This window comes from Aquabacterium soli (genome assembly GCF_003933735.1).
Lineage (GTDB): Bacteria > Pseudomonadota > Gammaproteobacteria > Burkholderiales > Burkholderiaceae_C > Aquabacterium > Aquabacterium soli.
The window spans coordinates 83,558-107,729 of sequence record NZ_RSED01000004.1 but is presented as its reverse complement, the minus strand read 5'-3'; the positions used below and the strand labels follow the sequence as shown (position 1 = coordinate 107,729).

General features: G+C 68.2%; 26 protein-coding genes. 24 read left to right on the top strand and 2 right to left on the bottom strand.

Features of this window, described 5'->3' with window-relative positions; genetic code table 11:
- From EIP75_RS06155 to EIP75_RS06075, 17 genes are read left to right on the top strand one after another with little or no spacing between them, the layout of a single operon-like run.
- Nucleotides 1–261, top strand: coding sequence for an acyl carrier protein (locus EIP75_RS06155; RefSeq protein ID WP_125242367.1), 261 nt, complete (start codon nt 1–3; stop codon nt 259–261).
- The gene (locus tag EIP75_RS06150) at nt 254–838 is read left to right on the top strand and encodes a COG4648 family protein (RefSeq protein ID WP_125242366.1); all 585 of its coding nucleotides are present in this window, start codon (nt 254–256) and stop codon (nt 836–838) included. The genes EIP75_RS06155 and EIP75_RS06150 overlap by 8 nt, the downstream gene beginning before the upstream one ends.
- Complete coding sequence (locus EIP75_RS06145; RefSeq protein ID WP_125242365.1) at nt 838–2,658, top strand: ApeI family dehydratase; 1,821 nt, start codon at nt 838–840, stop codon at nt 2,656–2,658. The genes EIP75_RS06150 and EIP75_RS06145 overlap by 1 nt, the downstream gene beginning before the upstream one ends.
- Entirely contained in the window at nt 2,651–3,388 is a 738-nt protein-coding gene (locus EIP75_RS06140; protein ID WP_125242364.1) for a glycosyltransferase family 2 protein, read from the top strand. Before EIP75_RS06145 ends, EIP75_RS06140 begins: the two co-directional genes overlap by 8 nt.
- A complete protein-coding gene (locus EIP75_RS06135; protein WP_125242363.1) occupies nt 3,388–4,401 on the top strand; it encodes a lysophospholipid acyltransferase family protein in 1,014 nt (337 codons plus the stop codon). Before EIP75_RS06140 ends, EIP75_RS06135 begins: the two co-directional genes overlap by 1 nt.
- Nucleotides 4,401–5,963 carry an HAL/PAL/TAL family ammonia-lyase gene (locus tag EIP75_RS06130; protein ID WP_233584705.1) on the top strand — a complete coding sequence of 521 codons (1,563 nt, stop codon included), beginning with the start codon at nt 4,401–4,403 and terminating at the stop codon, nt 5,961–5,963. The genes EIP75_RS06135 and EIP75_RS06130 overlap by 1 nt, the downstream gene beginning before the upstream one ends.
- A complete protein-coding gene (locus tag EIP75_RS06125) occupies nt 5,956–6,414 on the top strand; it encodes an acyl-CoA thioesterase (protein ID WP_125242362.1) in 459 nt (152 codons plus the stop codon). The genes EIP75_RS06130 and EIP75_RS06125 overlap by 8 nt, the downstream gene beginning before the upstream one ends.
- Nucleotides 6,411–7,043 carry an outer membrane lipoprotein carrier protein LolA gene (locus EIP75_RS06120; protein ID WP_125242361.1) on the top strand — a complete coding sequence of 211 codons (633 nt, stop codon included), beginning with the start codon at nt 6,411–6,413 and terminating at the stop codon, nt 7,041–7,043. The genes EIP75_RS06125 and EIP75_RS06120 overlap by 4 nt, the downstream gene beginning before the upstream one ends.
- A gap of 8 nt (nt 7,044–7,051) precedes the next feature.
- Nucleotides 7,052–9,394 carry an MMPL family transporter gene (locus tag EIP75_RS06115; RefSeq protein ID WP_125242360.1) on the top strand — a complete coding sequence of 781 codons (2,343 nt, stop codon included), beginning with the start codon at nt 7,052–7,054 and terminating at the stop codon, nt 9,392–9,394.
- Entirely contained in the window at nt 9,391–10,623 is a 1,233-nt protein-coding gene (locus tag EIP75_RS06110) for an NAD(P)/FAD-dependent oxidoreductase (RefSeq protein WP_125242359.1), read from the top strand. The genes EIP75_RS06115 and EIP75_RS06110 overlap by 4 nt, the downstream gene beginning before the upstream one ends.
- The gene (locus tag EIP75_RS06105; protein ID WP_125242358.1) at nt 10,623–11,198 is read left to right on the top strand and encodes a DUF3261 domain-containing protein; all 576 of its coding nucleotides are present in this window, start codon (nt 10,623–10,625) and stop codon (nt 11,196–11,198) included. The genes EIP75_RS06110 and EIP75_RS06105 overlap by 1 nt, the downstream gene beginning before the upstream one ends.
- Complete coding sequence (locus EIP75_RS06100; protein WP_125242357.1) at nt 11,195–12,379, top strand: beta-ketoacyl-ACP synthase; 1,185 nt, start codon at nt 11,195–11,197, stop codon at nt 12,377–12,379. The genes EIP75_RS06105 and EIP75_RS06100 overlap by 4 nt, the downstream gene beginning before the upstream one ends.
- The gene (locus EIP75_RS06095; RefSeq protein WP_199758507.1) at nt 12,376–12,855 is read left to right on the top strand and encodes a hotdog family protein; all 480 of its coding nucleotides are present in this window, start codon (nt 12,376–12,378) and stop codon (nt 12,853–12,855) included. The genes EIP75_RS06100 and EIP75_RS06095 overlap by 4 nt, the downstream gene beginning before the upstream one ends.
- Nucleotides 12,852–13,589 (top strand): 3-oxoacyl-ACP reductase FabG, encoded by a 738-nt coding sequence (fabG, locus tag EIP75_RS06090; RefSeq protein ID WP_125242356.1) that lies wholly within the window; start codon nt 12,852–12,854, stop codon nt 13,587–13,589. Before EIP75_RS06095 ends, fabG begins: the two co-directional genes overlap by 4 nt.
- Entirely contained in the window at nt 13,586–14,815 is a 1,230-nt protein-coding gene (locus EIP75_RS06085; RefSeq protein WP_125242355.1) for a beta-ketoacyl-ACP synthase, read from the top strand. Before fabG ends, EIP75_RS06085 begins: the two co-directional genes overlap by 4 nt.
- A 43-nt stretch (nt 14,816–14,858) precedes the next feature.
- Nucleotides 14,859–15,338: a hypothetical protein gene (locus EIP75_RS06080; protein ID WP_125242354.1), complete on the top strand. Its 480-nt coding sequence runs from the start codon at nt 14,859–14,861 to the stop codon at nt 15,336–15,338.
- Nucleotides 15,339–15,391: 53 nt separating this feature from the next.
- Nucleotides 15,392–15,847 (top strand): excinuclease ATPase subunit, encoded by a 456-nt coding sequence (locus EIP75_RS06075; RefSeq protein WP_233584704.1) that lies wholly within the window; start codon nt 15,392–15,394, stop codon nt 15,845–15,847.
- Between the two features lie 95 nt (nt 15,848–15,942).
- Here EIP75_RS06075 and EIP75_RS06070 read toward each other — a convergent pair whose 3' ends face one another.
- Complete coding sequence (locus EIP75_RS06070) at nt 15,943–16,656, bottom strand: class I SAM-dependent methyltransferase (protein ID WP_125242353.1); 714 nt, start codon at nt 16,654–16,656, stop codon at nt 15,943–15,945.
- A gap of 101 nt (nt 16,657–16,757) precedes the next feature.
- Nucleotides 16,758–18,347 (bottom strand): helicase HerA-like domain-containing protein, encoded by a 1,590-nt coding sequence (locus EIP75_RS06065; protein ID WP_125242352.1) that lies wholly within the window; start codon nt 18,345–18,347, stop codon nt 16,758–16,760.
- Between the two features lie 156 nt (nt 18,348–18,503).
- Here EIP75_RS06065 and EIP75_RS06060 point away from each other — a divergent pair, with 156 nt between their 5' ends.
- The 7 genes from EIP75_RS06060 to EIP75_RS06030 all read left to right on the top strand — a co-directional run bounded on the left by EIP75_RS06060 (nt 18,504) and on the right by EIP75_RS06030 (nt 24,172).
- Complete coding sequence (locus EIP75_RS06060) at nt 18,504–19,226, top strand: YebC/PmpR family DNA-binding transcriptional regulator (RefSeq protein WP_125242351.1); 723 nt, start codon at nt 18,504–18,506, stop codon at nt 19,224–19,226.
- A gap of 18 nt (nt 19,227–19,244) precedes the next feature.
- On the top strand, nt 19,245–20,540 hold the full coding sequence (purD, locus tag EIP75_RS06055; RefSeq protein WP_125242350.1) for a phosphoribosylamine--glycine ligase: 1,296 nt from the start codon (nt 19,245–19,247) through the stop codon (nt 20,538–20,540).
- Between the two features lie 26 nt (nt 20,541–20,566).
- Nucleotides 20,567–21,511, top strand: coding sequence for an oxygen-dependent coproporphyrinogen oxidase (gene hemF, locus EIP75_RS06050; RefSeq protein WP_420797148.1), 945 nt, complete (start codon nt 20,567–20,569; stop codon nt 21,509–21,511).
- A gap of 9 nt (nt 21,512–21,520) precedes the next feature.
- Nucleotides 21,521–22,186 carry a nicotinate-nucleotide adenylyltransferase gene (gene nadD, locus EIP75_RS06045; protein WP_125242349.1) on the top strand — a complete coding sequence of 222 codons (666 nt, stop codon included), beginning with the start codon at nt 21,521–21,523 and terminating at the stop codon, nt 22,184–22,186.
- Nucleotides 22,187–22,987, top strand: coding sequence for a ribosome silencing factor (gene rsfS, locus EIP75_RS06040; RefSeq protein ID WP_125242348.1), 801 nt, complete (start codon nt 22,187–22,189; stop codon nt 22,985–22,987).
- 61 nt (nt 22,988–23,048) lie between these two features.
- Complete coding sequence (rlmH, locus tag EIP75_RS06035) at nt 23,049–23,516, top strand: 23S rRNA (pseudouridine(1915)-N(3))-methyltransferase RlmH (protein WP_125242347.1); 468 nt, start codon at nt 23,049–23,051, stop codon at nt 23,514–23,516.
- 20 nt (nt 23,517–23,536) lie between these two features.
- Entirely contained in the window at nt 23,537–24,172 is a 636-nt protein-coding gene (locus EIP75_RS06030; RefSeq protein ID WP_125242346.1) for a Maf family protein, read from the top strand.

Here is a 24,172-nt window from a genome sequence, read left to right as displayed (position 1 = left end):
ATGAACAAAGACGACATCTTTCAGCGCATCGTGGACATCCTGGGCGAGACCTTCGACATCCCGCCCGCCACCATCCGTCCTGAATCGCGCCTGCGCGAAGACCTGGACATCGACAGCATCGACGCGGTCGACCTGATGGTGCAGCTCAAGCCGCTGGTGGGCCAGCGCTTGCAGCCCGAAATCTTCAAGACCGTCAAGACCATCGCCGATGTGGTCGATGCCCTGCACACCCTGGTGGACGCGGGCAAGGCCAATGCCTGACAAGGGGCGCCTGGGTGGCGCGGTGTTGCTGCTGGCAACGCTGAGCTATCCCGTCATCATCTATTTCAGCCAGGGGCACATCGAGCCGCGCTGGCTGGCGGTGCTGCTCGTGGCCTTGGGCCTGGTGCGCCTGGGCGTGAGCCAGACCTCGGTGGCCTGGAGCGTGGGCGTGGGTGCGGTGCTGCTGGCCGCTGCAGCCTGGTTCAGCAATGGCTACCTGCCGCTCAAGCTCTACCCGGTGGGTGTGAATGCTGTGATGCTGGTGCTGTTCGGTGCCAGCCTGGTGCACCCGCCCAGCCTGGTCGAGCGCCTGGCGCGCCTGCGTGAGCCCGAGCTGCCGCCCGTGGCCATTGCCTACACGCGCCGCGTGACCCAGGTGTGGTGCGGCTTCTTTGCGATCAATGGCGGCATTGCGCTGTGGACGGCGCTGTACGCCAGCGACGCCACCTGGACGCTGTACAACGGTGGCATCGCCTACGGGCTGATGGGGGCGCTGGCCGGCATCGAGTGGCTGGTTCGCCGCCGTGTGCGCCGCGAAGACCGTGCTCAGACTGCCGCCTTGAGGGCCGCGCGGTGATGTGGCCTCTGAGCGATTTGGCGGTGCGCCCGCCTGAGACTGCGCGTCGCGTGGCGCTGCAGGGCGATCAGGTGGTGACGCATGCGCAGTGGTGTGCCCTGGTGGCCGCATGGCATGCAGCTTTTGCCGGGCAGGCGGCCACGGATTGGGCGCTGTACCACGACGATCCGCTGGTTTTCTCGGCCGCGTTGTTGGGCGCCTGGCACGCTGGCAAGACCGTGTTGCTGCCGGGCGATGACCTGCCGGCGACGGTGGCGTTGCTCAAGCAGCGTGGTTGCGAGATGGCAGGCACCTTGCCTGATGGGCTGATGGCCTCTAACCCGGCGCCGTCCCTGGCAGCGTTGCATGCGACGGGTCCGCTCGACCTATCGCAGGCGCGGCTGCAGGTGTTCACCTCCGGCTCGCAGGGGCAGCCGGTGGCCATCGACAAGACCTTGCTGCAGTTGTCGCTGGAGCTGGACGTGCTGGAAAGCACCTTCGCCGCCTCGTGGGAAGACGCGATGACCGTGTGGGCCACGGTGTCGCACCAGCACATCTACGGGCTGCTGTTCCTGGTGCTGTGGCCTTTGCGCGCCGGCCGGCCCATGGCCACGCAACGCCTGCTTTACCCCGAAGACATCGCCCAGCGCGTGGGCAGCCAGGGCGCTTCGCTGCTGGTGACCACGCCGGCGCACCTCAAGCGCATGTCGGGGCTCCTGGATTGGGCCCAGGCCCGTGGCGCCTTGCGTGCGGTGTTTTCTTCCGGCGGGCCTTTGCCCTTCGAGGTATCCCGGCAGGCCGCGGCATTGCTGGGCCACACGCCCGTGGAGGTGCTGGGCAGCTCTGAAACGGGCGGCATGGCCTGGCGCCGCGCGCTGCAGGCCGATCTGCCGTGGACCCCATTGGCCGATGTCGATTGGCGCGCCGATGCCGACGGCACCTTGTGCATCCGTTCGGCGCGTGTGGCGGGCGATGCGTGGTGGGCCACAGGGGATCGCGTCGAGGCCCTGGCAGACGGCGGGTTCCGCTTGCTGGGCCGAGGCGACCGCATCGCCAAGATCGAAGAGAAACGCATCTCGCTGGCCGCCATCGAGCAGGCCCTGGTGAGCACGCCCTGGCTGGCCGAAGCGCGCGCCCTGGTGGTCGACACCCCGATCGGCCCGCGCATCGGCGTGGTGGCGGTGCCCACGCCGGCAGGCTGGGCCGAGGCCGCGGCGGGCAGGCGCGCACTGGCTGAGCGCCTGCGTCAGGTGCTGGCCGATCGCATCGAGCCCGTGGGCTTGCCGCGGCGCTGGCGTTTTGCAGAGGCCTTGCCGGTCAATGCGCAGGGCAAAGTCACGCAGGCCTTGCTGCTGGCGCTTTTCGATGTGCCCGGGGCGGGCGGCGATGATGCCGAGGTCAATCCAGCTGGCCTGCACAAGGATTTCCCGCCGGTGCAATGGCATCTGCGCGATGGCGATCAGGCCCTGGCTGCGCTCGACATCCACGCTGGTTTGCGTGTGTTCGACGGGCATTTCCCGCAGGCGCCGATCTTGCCTGGCGTGGCCCAGCTGCACTGGGCCATCACGCTGGCCCGCGAGTGCTTCGACGTGCCCTCGCACTTCGTGCGGATGGACGTGCTCAAGTTCATGCGCCCGGTGCAGCCCGGCACCACGCTGATGGCCGATCTGCGCTGGGGTGGTGTCAGCGCTGATGCATCGCTGGCCTGCCTGACCTTCAAGCTCTACTCGCTGCACCGCGATGCCCGCACCGATCACGCCAGCGGCAAGGTGCTGTGGTCGCGTGCGCCGCAGCCGCAACACCCCACCGAGGCTGGCCAGGCGCCAGCACACCATGCATAGCACCGTCGCCGTCATCCCCTGCTACAACCACCCGGACACCATCGGCCTGATGGTGCGGGCCGTGCGTGAGCGCGGGCTGGACGTGGTGGTGGTGGACGACGGCAGCCATGCCGATTGCGCTGCCGTGCTGGATGCGCTGGCCGTGGTGCACGCGCCCGCGCTCACCCTGGTGCGCCTGGCGCAGAACCAGGGCAAGGGCGGGGCGATGATGGCCGGCCTGCGCCAGGCCCTGGCACTGGGCTTCACGCATGCGCTGCAGATCGATGCCGATGGCCAGCACGATGTGGGCGACATCCCTGCCTTCCTGGCCCTGTCGCGCGAGCACCCCCAGGCCGTGATCTGCGGCCAGCCGGTGTATGACGAATCCGTGCCCAAAGGGCGCCTGTACGGCCGCTACGCCACGCACATCTGGGTGTGGATCAACACCCTGTCGCTGGAGATCCGTGATTCGATGTGCGGCTTCCGTGTCTACCCGCTGGCGCCGGTGGTAGGCCTGATCGACCAGGTGCGCCTGGGGCGCCGCATGGATTTCGATCCCGAGCTGCTGGTGCGCCTGCACTGGCGCCGTGTGCCCTTGGTGAGCGTGCCCACGCGCGTGTCCTACCCGCTCGATGGCATATCGCACTTCAAGCTGCTCAAGGACAACGTGCTGATCTCGGGCATGCACGCGCGGCTGTTCGCCGGCATGCTGGCCCGCCTGCCGCTGCTGCTGTGGCGCAAGGTGGCCTGATGAGCAGCGCCGTGCCGCCACCGCCGCAGGCCCAGTCCCCAGCTGCGCCGCACTGGGCCAGCCTGAACGAGGCCACCTTCGTGGGCGGCATCCGGCTGCTGTTCTGGATCTACCGTGTGCTGGGGCGCACGCCGTTCCGGCTCTGCCTGTACCCGGTGGTGGCTTACTACTGGGCCACGAAACCCTTGGCGCGTGAGTCATCGCTGGATTACCTGCGCCGCCTGCATGCGCACAAGCGCCTGAAAGGTGCCTCGGTGGGGCGTGAGCCAGGTGCATGGCAATCGCTGCAGCACCTGCTGGCCTTCGCCGACACCATCCTCGACAAGCTGCTGGCCATGAGCGGCGCGCTCGGCGGCGAAGCCCTGCGCTCGTTCGGTGAAGAAGGTCTGCTGGCTCTGAGAGACCAGGGGCGCGGCGCTATCATCGTCACGGGCCATGTGGGCTGCATGGAGCTGTGCCGCATCAGCGCCGAGCGCCATCGTGGGGTGCGCCTGAACGTGCTGGTGCACACGGTGCATGCTGAGCGCTTCAACCGCCTGTTGCAGCGCTTGCACCCGGACAGCCCGGTGCGCCTGATCCAGGTCACCGAGATCAGCCCCGCCACGGCCATCATGCTGGCCGACAAGGTGGCGCAGGGCGAGTACGTGGCCATCGCGGGTGACCGCGTGCCGGTGTCGCACAGCACCACGGTGTCGGCCACCTTCCTGGGCGCGCAGGCCCGCTGGCCGGTCGGCCCTTACGTGCTGGCGGCCTTGCTCAAGTGCCCCTTGTACGCCATGGCCTGCGTGCGCGAGCACGACGCGGTGCATGGCGAGGGCTATGTGCTGCGCGTGCAGCGCCTGGCCGAATCCGTGGTGCTGCCGCGCGGCCGGCGCGAAGAGGCCATGGCCGGCCATGCGCAGGATTTCGCCACCTGGCTGGAGTCGGTGCTGGTGCGCTCGCCCATGGCCTGGTTCAATTTCTTTCCCTTCTGGCGGCAAGGTGAGCAGCCGCCAGTGATGCCCGAGCAGTGATGACGACGATGCAACAAGGTCCTGGATCCGCCGAGGCGGTGGTGTTCAACGGCAGCCCGCTGAGCGTCGACGACGTGGTGGCCTTGTCCACCCGACAGCGCCTGGCCCGGCTCGATGCGGCACCGGCCTTTCGCGAGCGCATCGAGCGTGGCGCGGCCTTTCTCGACCGTTTGCTGCGAGAAGATGGCGTGGTCTATGGCGTCACCACCGGCTATGGCGATTCGTGCACGGTCAGCGTGCCGCCCGAGCTGGTGGCCGAGCTGCCTCACCACCTCTATACGTACCACGGCATCGGCGCCGGGCGCTTCCTGACGCCCGAAGAGACACGGGCCGTGCTGGCGGCGCGCCTGGCCTCCTTGTGCCAGGGCGCTTCGGCAGTGAGCTGGGAATTGCTGGTGCAGTTGGAGCAGTTGCTGGTGCACGATGCGCTGCCCCTGATCCCGGCCGAAGGCTCGGTGGGTGCCAGCGGCGATCTGACGCCGCTGTCCTACGTGGCCGCGGTGATGTGCGGCGAACGCGAGGTGTGGTTCGAAGGCAGCCGCCAGCGCGCGGCCGATGTGCTGCCGCGCATCGGCCTGGCACCGCTCAAGCTGCGCCCGAAGGAGGCGCTGGCGCTGATGAACGGCACCTCGGTGATGACCGGCCTGGCCTGCCTGGCCTGGCGACGGGCCGCTGCCGTGGCTGATCTGGCCACGCGGCTGACGGCCTGCAACGTGTGGGCCAGTGCCGGCAATGCGCACCACTTCGATGAGACGCTGTTCGCGTTCAAGCCGCACCCTGGGCCCCAACGCGTGGCCGCGCGCCTGCGCGACGATCTGCAGGCCGACCAGGCCGAGCGCAACGAGAAGCGCCTGCAGGACCGCTATTCCCTGCGCTGTGCCCCCCATGTGATCGGCGTGCTGGAAGACGCCCTGGTGTGGATGCGCCAGACCATCGCCAACGAGCTCAACAGCGCCAACGACAACCCGCTGATCGATCCCGATGGCGAGCGTGTGCTGCATGGCGGCCATTTCTACGGGGGCCACATCGCGCTGGCGATGGACACGCTCAAGAACGTGGTGGCCAACGTGGCGGATGTGCTGGACCGCCAGCTGGCCCTGCTGGTCGACACCCGTTTCAATCACGGGCTGCCCTCGAACCTGTCAGGCGCGACCGGCCCGCGTGCGGCCATCAACCATGGCTTGAAGGCCTTGCAGATCAGCGTGTCGGCCTGGACGGCCGAGGCGCTCAAGCAGACCATGCCGGCCTCGGTGTTCTCGCGTTCCACCGAGTGCCACAACCAGGACAAGGTGAGCATGGGCACCATCGCCGCGCGCGACGCGCTGCGCGTGCTGGAGCTGACCGAGCAGGTGCTGGCCGGCATGATGATCGCCGCGCGCCAGGCCATGGCCCTGCGCCAGCGCCTGGGTGATGCAGGGCGCCTGCCGCCCGCCCTGGCCGACTTCCTGGCCCAGTTGTCGGATGACGTGGCGCTGGTGGAAGAAGACCGCGCGCTCGACATCGACCTGCAGCGCCTGCTGACGGGCCTGCGTGCCGGACGCTGGGAGCCCTACCATGGCTGATGACACCAAGCTCGCAAGCACGCCCGATCTGTCGCACGAGATCGAGCTGTCGCCCGCCTTCCATGACCTCGACCCGATGGATGTGGTCTGGCATGGCAACTACGTCAAGTACCTGGAGATCGCGCGCAATGCGCTGATGGCCCGGCTCGATTACGACTATCCGCAGATGAAGGAATCGGGCTACGCCTGGCCCATCGTTGACATGCGGCTGAAGTACGTGCGTTCGCTGGTGTACGGGCAGAAGGTGCGCATTCGCGCCCGCATCGTCGAATGGGAGAACCGCTTGAAGATCGACTACCAGGTGCGCTGCGCCGACAGCGGCCAGGTGCTGACCAAGGCCAGTTCCATCCAGGTGGCGGTCGACATCGCCACGCGCGAGATGTGCTGGGTGTGCCCGCCGGTGCTGTGGCAGAAGCTGGGTGTGAGCGTGGGCACGGGAGAGCGCGCATGAAGGCCCGCCGCCATCTGCTGTGTGCATGGGCCCTCATCACCGCCAGCGCGGCCACTTGGCCGCTGCACGCGCAAACTGTCTCAACCGACCCGCTGGCCGAACTGGGGCGCCGCCTGACCGCGCCCCCGGTGCTGCGCGGCGAGTTCGAGCAGACCAAGACGCTCAAGGGCTTCAAGCGCCCGCTGGTGTCGCGCGGCGCCTTCGTGATGGCGCGTGGGCGCGGCGTGCACTGGGCCACGCGCGAGCCGTTCGCGTCGACCATCGTCGTCACGCGCGACCGCATCCGCACGCTGGATGCCTCTGGCGGCAACAACACCGTCGAAACACGCCAGGAGCCCGGCCTGCGCATGGTCAACGACCTGCTGCTGGCCTTGCTGGCTGGCGACATCAAGGCGCTGGCCTCGCGCTTCCAGGCTGAACTGGTGCTGGATGGTGCGCGCGGCTGGCGCTTGAACCTGCTCCCACGCGAGGCTTCGCTCGGCCGCTTCGTGACACGCATCGAGTTGCAGGGCGACGAGCACGTGCGACAGGTGCGCTGGACCGAGGCGTCGGGCGACGAAACGCGCCTTCAGTTCAGCAAGCACAGCTTGACGCCGCTCAGCCCGGCCGAGACCGCCTGGTTCGATTGAGGGATGTGATGACCAGGCATGCCGCGGGCCCCCGGCGGGGCTGGCCTCTGTGGATCGCACTGCTGTGGCTGGTGGTGGTAGGCCTGGTCGCTGCGCACCAGTGGGTGTTCTGGCGTGCGCCCGCACTCAACACCGACGTGTTCGACCTGCTGCCGCAGGACCAGCAGCAGCCGCTGGCGCAGCAGGCCATGGCCCAGCTGGCAGGGCAGGGCGAGCGCCGCATCGTGGTGATGCTGGGCGCGGCCGATTGGGACACCGCCCTGGCGGCCGCCCAGCGCTTCGATCACGCCATCGCCACGCAGCAGGCTGGCCTGCGCCGTGCGGCTGAAGCGGGCGGCAATGCCCTCGCGTTCTACAAGCCCTGGCGCGATGCCCTGTTGACCGATGCCCAGCGCCAAGCCCTGGCACAGCCCGACACCGAGGCACTGGCTCGCCAGGCACTGGCCCGCCTGCACGGCCTGTCCGCTGGCCAGCCCACCCACTGGCTCGCCGACCCCTTGAACCTGTGGTCAGGCTGGTGGTCGCAGCGCGCCAGCGTCACGGCGGCGCGCCCTCGTGACGGCATGCTGTGGGTGCCCGATCCCAAGGGTGACCGCGAGTGGGCGGTGCTGCTCTACGAGGTGGAGGGCAGCGCCTTCCGCATGGATGGCGAACGGCGCTGGGCCGACGCGATCACGCACGCGAGCCAGGCCGTGGCCGGTGGCGTGCAGGTGCTCAGCGCCGGCATTCCGCTGCACGCCGAAGCTGGCGCAGCCCAGGGCAACCAGGAGATGAACACCATCGGTTGGGGATCGCTGGCGGCCGTGGTGGCGCTGGTGTGGGCGGCGTTCCGCGCCGTGCGTCCGGTGGTGCTCATCGCCGGCTCGCTGCTGATCGGGTGCGCGGCAGGGCTGTCGGCCACCGTGTGGCTGTTCGGCGAGGTGCACGTGCTCACGCTGGTGTTCGGCGCCAGCCTGGTCGGCGTGGCCGAGGATTTCGGCATCCATTACTTCGCCTCCCGCCTGGGCACGCCCAAGGTACCGCGCTGGACGCTGATGCGCCACCTGTGGCCTGGCCTGGCGCTGGCGCTGGCCACCAGCGTGCTGGGCTACCTGGTGATGGGCGTCGTGCCTTTCCCGGGCCTGCGCCAGATGGCCGTGTTCTCGGCCGTGGGGCTCACGGCAGCCTTTCTCACGGTGGTCTGCTGGTTCGCGTGGCTGGACACCGGCGCCCTGCCTGGTGGGGCACTGGAGCGGCGCGTGGCCGGCAGCCTGCGGGCTTGGCCTCGCTGGCGCGGCCGCTGGGCCGGGGTGGCCAGTGTGCTGGCCGTGCTGTGGTGCGCCTGGGGCCTGAGCCGCCTGTCGATCAATGACGATGTGCGGCAACTGCAGTCCTCGCCCGCGGCCCTGATGAAGGCCCAGATGCAGGTCGGCCAGTTGCTCAAGGTGCCCAGCCCGGCGCAGTTCTTCCTGGTGCAAGGGCGCGATGCCGACGAGGTGCTGCGGCGCGAAGAGGCGCTCAAGCAGGCGCTGGCACCCTGGCTGGCCGAGCAGGCACGCCAGGGCACCGAGGCGGGCCTGGCGGCGGTGTCCGATTGGGTGCCCTCGGCGGCCCGCCAGGCGGCAGACCGTGCCTTGACCGCCCAGGCCGAGACCGCCGTGCTGCGCCGTGTCGGCCAGGCGCTGGACGAGCCTTTGACCCGCCCCGGTTTCTCCACCCATCCGTTGACCGTGCAGGCCTGGCTGGCCAGCGAGGCCTCCGTGGGCGCGAGGGCCCAGTGGCTCGACCACCCCGAAGGCGGCGGGCAGGCCAGCGCCGTGCTGGTCCGAGGCCTGGCGCATGCCGACCAACTCGCCGCGCTGCAGCGCCTGGCCGAGAGCATGCCCGGCGTGCAATGGGTGGACAGGGTCGATGCCATCTCGCACCTGATGGGGCGTTTCCGCCACACCATGGGCTGGCTGCTCGTGGTCGGTCATGTGCTGGTGCTGGGCGCGCTGGCCCTGCGCTTCGGGCGGCAGGCCTGGCGCGCCTGGCTGCCCACGGCCGTGGCCTCTGTGCTGTGCGTGGCCACGCTGGGCATGCTGCACGAGCCCTTCCAGCTGTTCAGCCTGCTGGCCTTGATGCTGCTGCTGGGCATGGGCGTCGATTACGGCATCTTCCTGATGGAGCACCAGGGCGACGAGCAAGGCCACGCCTGGCTGGCCGTGGTGCTCGGCGCCTGCAGCACCAGCCTGTCCTTCGGGCTGCTGGGCCTGTCCAGCACTCCCGCCCTGCACAGTTTTGGCCTGACGCTTCTGGTGGGCCTGACCATCGTCTGTCTGCTGGCACCGTGCCTGCGGCTTGAAACAACACCCTCGAAGGGATCTTCGTGAGCATCCAAACCACCGACATCGTCATCATCGGCGCAGGCCCCGCTGGCGCCGTGGCAGCCGGTCTGCTGCGCCAGCAGGGACGACAGGTCGTCATCCTCGAGCGTGAGCAGTTCCCGCGCTTTTCCATCGGCGAGAGCCTGCTGCCGCAGAGCATGGAATTCATCGAAGAGGCCGGCATGCTGCAGGCCGTGGTGGAGGCGGGCTTCCAGTACAAGAACGGCGCGGCCTTCGGTCACGGCGAGCGCACCACCGAGTTCGATTTCCGCGACAAGTTCTCGCCGGGCTGGGGCACCACCTACCAGGTGCAGCGCGCGCGCTTCGACAAGGTGCTGGCCGACCAGGCCGAGAAGGCCGGCGCCGACCTGCGCTACCGCCACGAGGTGCTCCAAGCCGATGTGCAGCGCGACAAGCCCGTGCTCACCGTGCGCGGCCCCGACCAGCAGGTCTACCAGATCGAGGCCGGCTTCGTGCTCGATGCCAGCGGCTTCGGCCGCGTGCTGCCGCGCCTGCTGGACCTGGAGTTCCCGTCGAACTTCCCGGTGCGTGGCGCCATCTTCACGCACGTGCGCGACCACATCCCGCCTGACGGCGAGTTCGATCGCCACAAGATCCGCATCACCGTGCACCCGCGCCACACCGATGTCTGGTACTGGACCATCCCGTTCTCCGATGGCACCTGCTCGCAGGGGGTGGTGGCGCGCGCCGATTTCCTGGCCGGCTACCAGGGCGATGACACCGAGCGCCTCAAGGCCATCCTGGCCGAAGACCCGGCCCTGAGCCGCCTGCTGGCCAAGGCCGAATGGCACGTGCCTGCGCGCCACATCATGGGCTATGCCGCCAACGTGAAGACGCTGGCAGGCCCGGGCTTTGCCCTGCTGGGCAACGCGGGCGAGTTCCTCGATCCGATCTTCTCCAGCGGCGTCACCATCGCGATGAAATCGGCCTCGCTGGCCGCTGCATGCCTGGGCCGCGTGTGGGATGGCGAGGTGGTGGATTGGCAGAAGGACTACGCCCAGCCGCTCAAGGCCGGTGTCGACACCTTCCGCGTGTTCGTCGAATCCTGGTACGCGGGGGGCTTCCAGAAGGTGATCTTCCATGAGCACGCCACGCCCGAGATCCGCCGCATGATCTCGTCCATCCTGGCGGGCTACGCCTGGGACCGCAACAATCCCTACGTGGCCGAACCGGCCCGCCGCCTGAAGGTGCTGGAGGAGCTGTGTTCCGCGTGATGTCTCGCTGTGTCTGGCTGTCCGCATTGCTGCTGGGAGTGGCCGCGTGGCTGTCGGCCTGTGCCGGCCTGCGCGCCGGGCCCGGGGCACCGGCTTTCCTGCTGCGCCTGCCGCCTGCCGCCCTGGGTCGCGAGCTGATGCTGAGCCAGCACATGGAGATCCGCACAGCTGCCGGGGCGCGTGCCTTCGACGTCGCCCTGGAGGTGGATGCCGAGGCCGTGCGCCTGGCCGTGATGCAGTGGGGGCAGGTGATGGCCCGCATGAGCTGGGATGGCCGCGAGCTGACGCAAAGCACCGTGCCCGGCTGGCCCCGCCAGGTCAGTGCAGAAGGCGTGCTGAGCGATCTGCAATTGGTGTGGTGGCCTGCCGATGCGGTGCGCGCTGCCTTGCCACCGGGCTGGACGCTGGATGACAACGCCCAGGGCCGCATCCTGCGCGAGGGCACGCAGGCCGTGACCACTGTGCGACGGCTGGACCAGGCGCGTGTGGAGCTGACCCAGCATCGGCAGGGGTACACCGTGCTCGTGTCCAGCCAGGACGCCGCCCAGGTCCACACGGAGCCAACAACCCCATGAGCAGCACCATCCACCTTCAATCCATGGGCCTGGTGTGCTCGCTGGGGCAGAGCGCCGACGACATCCGCCGGGCCTTTCTGGGCGGCGAGCCGTCGGGTTTGACCGTCAGCGAGGCTTATTCCCCGGGGCGTGCCTTGCACCTGGGCATGGTCCATTCACCCCTGCCATTGATCGAGCATGCCGCACCACACCTGCGCATGCGCAACAACGCCATGGCCGCTGCCGCATTGGCCCAGATCCGCCCGGCCGTAGACGCGGCCATCGCACGCTTCGGCCCAGGCCGCGTGGCCATCGTGGTCGGCACCAGCACGTCCGGTCTGCCCGAAGGCGAGGCCGCGCGCAAACAGTGGGCGCACACCAAAACCTGGCCTGAGGGTTTCAGCTATGCCCAGCAGGAGCTGGGCAACCTGGCCGATTTCCTCGCGGCCGAACTGGGCGTGACGGGCCCGGCCCATGTCATCTCCACGGCCTGCTCGTCCGGCGCGAAGGCGCTGGCCAGCGGTGCGCGCCTGCTGCAGGCCGGCCTGGCCGATGCGGTGGTGGCGGGCGGCAGCGATGTGCTTGGCGCCTTTACCGTGGCCGGCTTCTCTGCGCTCGAGTCGGTCTCGGCCGAGCGCTGCAACCCCTTGTCGGCCAACCGCCATGGCATCAACCTGGGTGAAGGCGCCGCGCTGTTCCTGATGTCTCGCGATGAAGGGCCCGTGCGTCTGGCCGGCTGGGGAGAAAGCTCCGATGCCCACCACATCTCCGCGCCCGAGCCTGAAGGCAGGGGCGCCATCGCTTCAATGCGCCAGGCCTTGCAGCGCGCCGGCCTGGGCCCAGAGCATATCGACTATCTCAACCTGCACGGCACCGCCACGCCGCAGAACGACGCGATGGAAAGCAAGGCGGTCACGGCGGTGCTGGGCGCCGATGTGCCCGTGAGCTCCACCAAGCCGATGACGGGCCACACCCTGGCCGCGGCCGGCGCCATCGAAGCGGCACTGGCCTGGCTCACGCTGGTCGACAACCCGCATGGCCTGCTGCCGCCGCACTGGTGGGACGGTGTTCCCGATCCGGCCTTGCCGTCGCTGAACATCGTGCAACCCGGCCAGAGGCTGGGCCGCGCGCCACGCCATGTGATGAGCAACTCATTCGCCTTCGGTGGCAGCAACGCCACCTTGCTCCTGGGGGCCACATGAACATGACCGTGCAAGACCAGCCCTGGCCGCCCATCGACGAACTCGTGCCCCATCGCGGCGGCATGAGCTGGCTGGACCGCGTCCTCTCGGTGGATGCGGACACCGTGGTGGCCGAAGCCGTGATCCGCCCCGACACCTTCTGCGTCGAGCATGACCAGGTGCCGGCCTGGGCGGGCATCGAGTACATGGCGCAGGCCGTGGCCGCATGGGCAGGGCACCGCGCCCTCACGGAGCAGCGCCCGGTCGATCTGGGCTTTCTGGTGGGCACACGCCGCTATGAAAGCACCGTGGAGGGTTATGCCGTGGGCACATGCCTGCGCATCGAGGGCCGCTGTGAACTGATGGGGGACAATGGCCTGGGCATGTTCGCCTGCCGTGTCCTGGTGGATGGAGATTGCGTCGCCAGCGCCAACTTGTCGGTGTTCGCACCGCGCAACGGCCTGGCCTTCGTGAAAGGGTTGGAAGGGACACCATGAACGACAACAACAACACCGTGCTCGTCACCGGATCGAGCCGCGGCATCGGACGGGCCATTGCCCTGCGCCTGGCCCAGACGGGCTACGACGTGGTGGTGCACTGCCGCCACCAGCGCGAACACGCCGAGGCCGTGGCCGATGCCGTGCGTGCCTTCGGGCGCACCGCCCGCGTGTTGGCCTTCGATGTGGCCGATCGTGCCGCGGCATCCAAGGCCCTGCTGGCCGACGTCGAAGCCCATGGCGCTTATTACGGCGTGGTCTGCAACGCCGGCATCGCCCGCGACAACGCTTTCCCCGCCATGAGCGGCGAAGAGTGGGACGAGGTCGTTCACACCAACCTCGATGCCTTCTACAACGTGCTCAACCCGCTGGTGATGCCGATGGTGCGCCGTCGCGCACCCGGCCGCATCGTCACGCTGTCGTCGGTGTCGGCGCTGATGGGCAACCGCGGGCAGACCAACTACAGCGCAGCTAAGGCTGGTGTCATCGGGGCCACCAAGGCCTTGGCCATCGAGCTGGCCAAGCGCGACATCACCGTCAACTGCGTGGCACCCGGCCTGATCGATACCGACATGGTCGACGCCCAGGTTCTGGAAGAAGCACTGAAGATGATCCCGGCCCGCCGCATGGGCCGGCCCGAAGAGGTGGCCGCGGCCGTGGTCTTTTTGATGTCGCCGGATGCGGCCTACATCACCCGGCAGGTCATCTCCGTCAACGGAGGGATGGTGGGATGAAACGCGTCGTGATCACCGGCATCGGTGCCCTGAGCCCACTGGGCCATGACTGGCCGAGCGTGCACCAGCGCTTGCGTGCCGAACGCAACGTGGTGCGCTACATGGAGGGCTGGGATGTCTACGAAGGGCTGAACACGCGCCTGGGCGCCGTGGCAGAGCCTTTCGAGCTGCCCGCGCACTACAACCGCAAGACCACGCGCAGCATGGGCCGGGTCGCGCTGATGGCCACACGCGCCAGCGAGATCGCGCTTGAGCAGGCCGGCCTGCTGGGCCATGAGCTGGTCAGCAGCGGCCAGATGGGCGTGTCCTATGGCTCGTCGGCCGGCAGTCCCTCGGCCATCGGAGATTTCGGGCTGATGATGACCCGGCGCACCACCGAGGGCATCAACGCCAACTCGTACATCAAGATGATGTCGCACACGGCCGCGGTCAACATCGGCGTGTTCCTGGGCCTGACGGGCCGCATCATCACCACATCGAGCGCGTGCACGGCCGGCAGCCAGGGCATCGGCTATGCGTACGAGGCGGTCGCCTCGGGCCGCCAGGTGGCCATGCTGGCCGGTGGGGCTGAAGAGCTCGAAGCCATGGACGCGGCCGTGTTCGACACCCTGTTCGCCACCAGCGTCAGCAACCAGGCGCCCGAGGGCAGCCCAAGGCCCTTCGACGCGCAGCGCGACGGCCTGGTGCTGGGCGAAGGCGCCTGCACCTTCGTGCTCGAAGAACTGGCGCATGCCCAGGCCCGCGGCGCGCGCATCCTCGCCGAGGTCATCGGCTTCGGCACCAACAGCGACGGCACCCACGTCACGCAGCCCAATGCGAAGACCATGGCCCGCGCCATGCGCATGGCCCTGGACGACGCACAGCTGCCGCCCGAGGCCATCGGCTACATCAACGCCCACGGCACGGCCACCGAGCATGGCGACGTGGCCGAGACGCAGGCCACCTTCGAGGTGTTCGGCGGCACCACGCCGATCAGCTCGCTCAAGAGCTACATGGGCCACACGCTGGGCGCCTGTGGTGCCCTGGAAGCGTGGATGACGCTGGAGATGATGCAGGAGGGCTGGTTCGCGCCCACCGTCAACCTGCGTGAGGTCGACCCGCGCTGCGGTGCGCTGGACTACATCATGGCTGGTGGTCGGCAGATCCAGACCGACATCGTCATGAGCAATAATTTTGCGTTCGGCGGCATCAACACCTCGTTGATCTTCCGTCGATGGACTGATTGACCGGGCATGGTGCACCGGTCGGTTTTTACAAAAGGGGAAAAGAATGAAGTTGGTATGCACGGCTGCGCTCCTGGCTGTCTTGTGGGCGGCCTCGCCTGCCCACGCTGCGCGCCAGGCGCCGTTGATCGAGCCTGAGCGCGTCACGCTGCAAAGCCCGGATGGCCAGCCGCTCACGGCCGAAAAGGTTCGCAACGCGATCCTGATGGGGGCTCAGCCGCTGGGCTGGCTGGTGAGCAAAGATACCCCGGGTGTGCTGGAGCTGAGCTACAACAAGCAGAACAAGCATTACGTTGTGGTGCGTGCCACCTATGACGAGCGAGGCTATCAGTTGCGCTATGTCAGCAGCACCAACCTCAACTACGAGGTCAAGACCGCAGGCCCCGAGATCCACCCCAATTACAACCGCTGGATCCAGAACATGATTGCGCACATCATGATCCCCGGCCAGGTGATGCGGACGGTCGCGACGGCGCCTGTGGCCCCTGTCATCCCTGCTGCAGCCGCAGACGCCGCCAGCCGCTAAGATCGCCGGGCCGGCCCTCTCGAGGCCGGTGGTGATCAACTCCAGGAGACCTCATGACACACACTCTGCGCGCCACCTTGCTGGCGACCACCCTGGCCCTGTCGGCCTTGACCAGCTTGCCTGCCATGGCCCGCGACACGGAACTGCACCTGCCCCTGGCCGATGTGCTGGACATGCCCGAGGCCAAGGAAAAGCTTGACGGTTCAGTCAAGTTCTACCTGGCCGGCCAGAAGACGCCCAAGGTGCTCAAGCGCCTGGAGTCCGACGTGTCCAACCGCAAGACCAATGGTGTGGGCAAGGCCGATGACGTCGCTTGCCGCTGGGCGGCGCTGTCGGCGCTGATCGCGTTCCAGGACAAGGCCAAGCAACTGGGGGCCAACGCCGTGGTCGACCTGGTCAGCTACTACAAGAAGAACGAGACCAAGAGTGATACCAACTACGAGTGCCATGCAGGCGCCGTGGTAGTGGGCGTGGCGCTCAAGGGCAGCTACGCCAACGTGGCGCCCTGATCGATCCAGCGCTGCGCATACACAGAAACAGAAACGCCCTCCGTTGAGAGGGCGTTTTTGCTGTGGGGTGCGTCGTTTGGTGGAGCGGGTCGAGCTCAAGCCGCCATTGGTTTCACTGCCACCGCATTGACCAGCGTCTCTTCCCGCTTCGCAGGCACCGGCACCCCGATCCATTCCAGAAAGCCGATGTCTGGCCGGCTCCACCACAGGTAGGGGGTGGAGATGCGCGCATCAGGCAGGTCGAACCCGGCCGCACGGACCATCGCGATGTATTCGGGGGCTGTCTTCTGCACCTCCATCGGGTGTGCGAACAGCAGCTTGATCGGCAGCGAGTGGATGTAGCGCTTGGTCGATTCGGCGAACAGCAGCACACCGCCTGGCTTGAGCACGCGCAGGAACTCGGCCATGGCCGCCTCTTGCGCCACGATGTGGTGGAAGGTCTGGTGGCAGAACACCATGTCCACATGGTGGTCCGGGAAGGGCATCCTGGCCGCATTGCCTTCCACCAGTTCAACCGGGGCGGGGCACAGGCCCGCCTGTTCGCCTGCACGCTCCTGCAGGCCAGGATCGGCGTCCATGCCGATGATCTGCGCGGGCTGGAAGCGGCGGGCCAGTTCACCGAAGGAGTGGCCGAAGCCGCAACCCACGTCCAGCACGCGGGCGTAGCCTTGCGGGCGTGCCGGCATCAGGCCTTGCAGGTCGGTCAGGGCGCGGCACAGCACATGGGTCTTCCAGGTGGCGGTGCGAAGGAACCAGTTGCCGAACCTGGTCTCTTCTACAAAACTGTCGATCTTCGAGGCATGTTGCATGCCGGTGCTCCCTGTTTGGTCCCCTGGGATTGTAGGGTTCCTGAACGCAGGGTCACATCGTGTCATGCCCTCATGTGCGGGCGCGTCAGTGGAGCGGCGGCTCAGCGCTTGCGGCTTCCGCTGCCACCCAGGATCGAGCCCAGCACGCCGCGGATGATCTCGCGGCCCACGGTGGAGCCGATGGTGCGCGCGGCCGACTTGGCCACGGTTTCCAGCACTGAATCCTTGCGACCGCTGCCGCGCAGCAGCCCGCCGGCCATGTCGCTGAGCCAGCCGCCGCCCAGGTCGCTGCCGGCGCGGGTGGCCGCATCGGTGGTGCTGTGGCGGATCGCGTCGCGGGCCTCGTCGTCCAGGCCCACGCCCTTGCCGCGTGGCGGCTCCACAGTGGCCGAGGGTGTCGGTGCACTGGGAGCCTTGGCGGCGCGTCCCTTGATCTTCTCGTAGGCCGATTCGCGGTCCACTGCCGTGTCGTACACACCGGCCACCAGCGAGCCCTTCATCAGCGCCTGGCGCTGGGCCGCGTCGATCGGGCCGATCTGGCTGCCCGGCGGCAGCACGAACACGCGCTCGGTGATGCCGGGGCGGCCTTTTTCATCGAGCAGGCTGATGAGGGCCTCGCCCACGGCCAGTTCGGTGATGGCGGTGGCGATGTCCAGGCCCGGCTTGGCGCGCATGGTCTCGGCGGCCGACTTGACGGCCTTCTGGTCACGCGGGGTGAAGGCGCGCAAGGCATGCTGTACGCGGTTGCCCAGCTGGCCCAGCACGGTGTCGGGCACGTCCAGCGGGTTCTGGGTGACGAAGTACACGCCCACGCCCTTGGAGCGCACCAGGCGCACCACCAGTTCGATGCGCTCGACCAGGGCCGAAGGCGCGTCCTTGAACAGCAGGTGGGCCTCGTCGAAGAAGAACACCAGCTTGGGTTTGTCCAGATCGCCCACCTCGGGCAGCGATTCGAACAGCTCGGACAGCATCCACAGCAGGAAGGTGGCGTACAGGCGCGGCGAGTTCATCAGCTTGTCGGCCGCCAGGATGTTGATCACCCCCTGTCCATCCGATGTCTGCATGAAATCGGCGATGTTGAGCATGGGCTCGCCGAAGAACTGATCGCCGCCCTGCTCGTCGATCTGCAGCAGGCCGCGCTGGATGGCGCCCACGCTGGCCGGGCTGATGTTGCCGTACTCGGTGGTGAACTGGCTGGCGTTGTCGCCCACATGCTGCAGCATGGCGCGCAGGTCTTTCAGGTCGAGCAGCAGCAGGCCGTTGTCGTCGGCGATCTTGAAGACCAGCTGCAGCACGCCCTCCTGCGTGTCGTTCAGGTTGAGCATGCGGCCCAGCAGCAGGGGGCCCATGTCGGACACGGTGGCGCGCACCGGGTGGCCCTGCTTGCCGAACACATCCCACAAGGTGGTGGGGCAAGACAGGGAGTCGGGCGTGGCCAAGCCGCGCTCCTCGAGCACCTTGGCCAGCTTGGGGCTGACCGTTCCCGCCTGGGAGATGCCGGTCAGGTCACCCTTGACGTCGGCCATGAACACCGGCACGCCGATGCGCGAGAAGCTCTCGGCCAGGGTCTGCAGGGTGATGGTCTTGCCCGTGCCGGTGGCCCCGGTGATCAGGCCATGGCGGTTGGCCAGGGCGGGCAGCAGGTGGCATTCGATCTCGCCTTGGCGAGCAACGAGGATGGGGTCTGCCATGGGAGCACTCCGGGGCGGGTAAAATCACGGAATTCACAGTATGGCTCAGCTGTGGGCCGAGCCAGCACCATTCGCGCACCCTCGCGGGGCCTGCCCCAGGGCGGGGCGCTATGTGTCGTTCAACACCGACAGACAAACATTCCGGAGCTACACACCATGGCCGGTCATTCCAAATGGGCCAACATCCAGCACCGCAAGGGCCGCCAAGACGAAAAGCGCGGCAAGGTCTGGACCCGTCTGACCCGTGAAATCATCGTGGCGGCGCGCACCGGCGGGGGCGACATCGCCATGAACCCGCGCCTGCGCCTGGCCATCGAGAAGGCCAAGGGCGCCAACATGCCCGCCGACAACATCAAGCGCAACGTCGACAAGGCCACGGGCAACCTCGACGGGGTCACGTACGAAGAAATCCGCTACGAAGGCTATGGCATCGGCGGCGCGGCCATCATCGTCGACTGCATGACGGACAACCGTGTGCGCACGGTGGCCGAGGTGCGCCACGCCTTCAGCAAGTACGGTGGCAACCTGGGCACCGAAGGCTCGGTGGCCTTCCAGTTCAAGCACGTGGGCCAGTTCCTGTTCGCGCCCGGCCTGAGCGAGGACAAGCTCATGGAGGTGGCGCTGGAAGCCGGTGCCGATGACGTGGTCACCCATGAGGACCAATCCATCGAGGTGCTGAGCAGCCCGACCGAATTCGAGGCCGTGCAGAAGGCACTGGAAGCGGCGGGCCTCCAGCCCGAGGTGGCCGAGGTGACCATGCGTGCCGACACCCCCATCGAACTCACCGGCGACGACGCCGCCCGCATGCAGAAGCTGCTGGACGTGCTGGAAGACCTGGACGATGTCCAGGACGTGTTCCACAACGCCGAACTGAACTGAGATTTCTCGACTGCTTATATGAACATCCTTGTCATCGGCTCAGGCGGCCGCGAGCACGCCCTGGCCTGGAAGCTGGCCCAGTCCCCGAAGGCCCAGAAGGTCTTCGTGGCACCGGGCAACGGCGGCACGGCGCGCGACCCGCACCTGGAAAACATCGACATCACCGATGTGAAGGCCCTGGCCGATTTCGCCCAGGAGCGCAAGATCGGCCTGACGGTGGTGGGCCCCGAGGCCCCGCTGGCCGCCGGTGTGGTGGACGAGTTCCGCGCCCGTGGCCTGCGCATCTTCGGCCCGACGCAGAAGGCCGCGCAACTGGAAAGCTCCAAGGCCTTCGCCAAGGACTTCATGAAGCGGCACCAGATCCCCACGGCCGCCTACGACACCTTCACAGACAACGCCGCCGCCCACGCCTATGTGGACCAGATCGGCGCGCCCATCGTGATCAAGGCCGATGGCCTGGCGGCGGGCAAGGGCGTGGTTGTGGCCATGGACCTGGCCGAGGCCCACGAGGCCGTCGATTGGATGCTGCCGCTGGACGGCGGCGACAACAAGCTGGGCGTGCAGCACAACGGCGGCGTGGCCCGCGTGGTGATCGAAGAGTTTTTGCAGGGCGAGGAAGCCAGCTTCATCGTGCTGGCCGATGGCAAGAACGTGGCCGTGCTGGCCACCAGCCAGGACCACAAGCGCCTGCAGGACGGTGATGCCGGCCCCAACACGGGCGGCATGGGCGCCTACTCGCCTGCGCCCGTGGTCACGCCCAACGTGTATGCCAAGACCATGCACGAGATCATCCAGCCTACGCTGGCCGGCATGGCCAAGGATGGCATCCCCTTCACCGGCTTCCTGTACGCCGGCCTGATGATCGACGCGCAAGGCAACCCCAAGACGCTGGAGTTCAACTGCCGCATGGGCGACCCGGAAACGCAGCCCATCATGATGCGCCTCAAGAGCGATCTGGTCGATGTGTTCCTGGCCGCCACGGACGCCACGCTCGACCAGCTCGAGCTGCAATGGGACCGCCGCTTTGCCCTGGGCGTGGTGGTGGCCGCGGGCGGCTACCCGCTCAACCCCAAGAAGGGCGATGCCATCACGGGCCTGCCTCTTGAGGCCGACGACGCGATGGTCTTCCACGCCGGCACCACCTTGGTGGATGGCGTGGTGCGCACCAACGGCGGCCGCGTGCTGTGCGTGACGGCGCTGGGCGATTCGGCCAAGCTGGCGCAGCAGCGTGCCTACGAATACCTCAATGGCATCCAGTTCGACGGCATGCAGTTCCGCACCGACATCGGCTGGCGCGCCATCAAGGCCCGCTGATCCGTTGAGCCGTTGAGCGACCCCACATGAGCACCACGCCCGACACCGCCGCCCCAGCCTCGATGGACCCGGCCGTGGTGCGCGAGTACCTGCTCGGCCTGCAGGACCGCATCGTCGCCGCCTTCGAGCAGGAAGACGGCACCCCGTTCGTGCGCGATGCCTGGGTGCGCGGTCCTCAAGAGCGCCTGCAGGGTGACGGCTGCTCGCGCGTGGTCGAGAACGGCCAGGTGCTGGAGCGTGGCGGCTGCAACTTCTCGCATGTGAAGGGGCCGCAGCTGCCGCCTTCGGCCACGCAGCACCGGCCCGAACTGGCCGGCTGCCCCTTCGAGGCCATGGGCGTGTCGCTGGTGTTCCACCCGCGCAACCCGCACGTGCCCACCGTGCACATGAACGTGCGCATGCTGGCCGCCCACAAGCCGGATGGCGAGGTGGTGGCCTGGTTCGGCGGCGGCATGGACCTCACGCCCTACTACGGCGTGGAGGACGACGCGCGCCATTTCCACCGCAGCTGCCGCGACGCGCTGGCCCCATTCGGCCATGACAAGCACCCGCGCTACAAGCAGTGGTGCGACGACTACTTCTTCCTAAAGCACCGCAACGAGGCGCGCGGCGTGGGCGGCATCTTCTTCGATGACGTGTCCGAGCTGGGCTTCGAGGGCGGCTTCGCGCTGATCCGCTCGGTGGGCGATGCCTTCACCGGCGCCTACCTGCCCATCCTGCAGGGGCGCCGAGACACCCCCTATGGTGAGCGCGAGCGTGATTTCCAGTCCTACCGCCGGGGCCGCTATGTCGAGTTCAACCTCGTGTGGGACCGCGGCACGCTGTTCGGCCTGCAGTCAGGCGGCCGCACCGAAAGCATCCTGATGTCGATGCCGCCGGTGGTCACCTGGCGCTACGACTGGCACCCCGAGCCCGGCACGCCCGAGGCACGCCTGTACACCGATTTCCTGCCGCCGCGTGACTGGGTCTGACGCTTGGGCATGACGCACACCTCCACAGGCGCTGGCCACCTGGGCCGCATCGGCCTGATGGGGGGCAGCTTCGACCCGGTGCACAGCGCGCACCTGGCCTTGGCCCGCACCGCGCTCCAGCACCTGGCGCTCGACCAGGTGCGCTGGGTGCCCGTGGGCCAGCCCTGGCAGAAGGCGCGCCAGCTGGCGCCCGCCGAGCACCGGCTGGCGATGGTGGCCCTGGCCATCCAGGATGAGCCTCGTTTCGTGGTCGATGACATCGAGATCCGCCGCGCCGGCCCCTCGTACACGCTGGACACCGTGCGGGAGCTTCAGGCCCGCGGTCAGCGCGAGCAGGCCGGGCAGGGCGCCCCGGCCGAGTACTTCCTGATCATCGGCCAGGACCAGTACGCCAACCTGCCGACCTGGCACGGTTGGCGCGAGCTGATCGACCTGGTCACCCTGGCCGTGGCCTGCCGGGGCGATCAGCGCCCGCGCCCCGCGCCTGAACTGGCTGCCGCCCCGCACCGCGTGGTCGAGCTGCCAATGCCCCCCATGACGGTGTCATCCACCGACATCCGCGCCCATCTGGGCGCGGGCGAGCCTGCAGATACCCTGGCTGACGCCATGGTGCCGCCGGCCGTGTCACGCTATATTGCCAACCATCAACTCTACGCCCCAGGCGCCCCCCGCTGAATGGACATCCGCAAACTGCAACGCGCCATCGTCGATGGTCTCGAAGACGTCAAAGCCCAGGACATCGTGGTGTTCAACACCGAGCACCTGTCCGCCCTGTTCGAACGGGTGGTGATCGCCTCGGGCACGTCCAATCGGCAAACCAAGGCCCTGGCCGCCAGCGTCCGCGATGCCGTGCGGGCTGCGGGCTTCCAGGTCATGCGCACGGAGGGGCAGGACAACGGCGAATGGATCATCGTTGACTGCGCCGCGGCCGTGGTGCACCTGATGCAGCCAGCCATCCGTCAGTACTACCAGCTCGAAGAGATCTGGGGCGAAAAGCCTGTGGCCATCAAGCTCAACACCGGCTCGGGCCGCCTGGCCAAGGCGTCCGAGCCCATGGAAGACGATGAGGTCGATGAGGCTCCCGCCAAGCCCCGCAAGGCCGCCGGCAAGACCACCGCCGCCCGCAAGGCCGCCACCGAGGCGCCCACGCGCAAGGTGGCTGCCAAGAAGGCACCGGCCAAGAAGGCTGCTGCCAAGACAGCGCCCAAGGCCGCCGCGAAGCCTGCTGCCGTCCCCAAGCCGGCCGCCAAGAAGGTGGCCGCCAAGAAAGTCGCCGCCAAGAAGGTGGTGGCCCGCAAAGCCGCTGCCCCCACCAAGGTGACCAAGCTGGTGGTCAACGCACCCAAGCCGGCCCGCAAGGCAGCGGCCAAGAAGGCCCCGGCCCGCAAGACCGCGGCCCCCAGGCCCGCCGTCAAGAAGGTCGCCGGCCGCAAGGTCGCTGCCAAGAAAGCCCCGGCCCGCAAGACCTCGCGTTGAGCCGTCGCCTGGAGCCTCTGGCCATGGAACAGCCCTTCCTGCCTGACCGGGGAGGGGCGCCATGAAGCTGACCGTCGTGACCATCGGCCACCGGCTGCCCGACTGGGCGCAGCAGGCCTGCGACGATTACCTCAAGCGCTTTCCGCCCGACTGGAAGGTCGAGGTCAAGGCGCTGAAGGCCGAGCCGCGTGAAGGCAAGCCCGTGGCCGCCATCATGCAGACCGAGGCCGCCCGCATGGAGGCCGCGCTGGAGCGGGGCGTGCGCCGCGTCATCCTCGATGAGCGCGGCAGCCGCCTGACCAGCGTGCAGCTGGCCGAGCGAACCGAGGCCTGGCTCAACGATGGCCGCGACGTCGCCTTCATCATCGGCGGCGCCGATGGCATCGATCCGCAGCTCAAGCAGACGGCGGACGAGGCCATCCGCCTGTCCGACATGACCCTGCCGCATGCCCTGGCGCGCGTGCTGCTGCTCGAGCAGCTCTACCGCGCCTGGTCACTGCGCAACAACCACCCCTACCACCGGGCCTGAAGGGCGCCGGTGCCCGCCACATGCCCGACACCGCCCCCTCATCGCTCTCCACCCCCTGGATCTACCTGGCATCGCAGAGCCCGCGGCGTCGGCAGTTGCTGGACCAGCTGGGTGTGGCCCACCGCCTGCTGCTGCCCGACGATGCAGAAGCGGCAGAGCTGCTGGAGGTGGAATGGCCTGGCGAAGCCCCTGACGACTACGTGCGCCGTGTGACGCTGGCCAAGTGGCAGGCCGCCGCCGAGCGCCTGGCCGAGCGCCACCAGGCCGATCCCGCCGCCTGGCCACGGGCGCCCATCCTCTGCGCCGACACCACCGTGGCGCTCGACGGCGACATCCTGGGCAAGCCGCGCGATGCGCAGGATGCGGTGCACATGCTGCGCCGCCTGTCGGGGCGCGTGCACCGCGTGCTCACCGCCGTGGTGGTCGATGGGCAGGCGCGCCTGTCGATCTCGGCCGTGCACTGGCGCTCGCTCAGCGACGACGAGATCCAGCGCTATGCCGACAGCGGCGAGCCCATGGGCAAGGCCGGTGCCTATGCCATCCAGAGCCGGGCGGGGGCGTGGATCTCCCGCATCGAAGGCAGCTACAGTGGCATCATGGGGCTGCCCCTGTTCGACACCGGCGAACTGCTCAAGCCCCTGGACTTCAACTTCTGA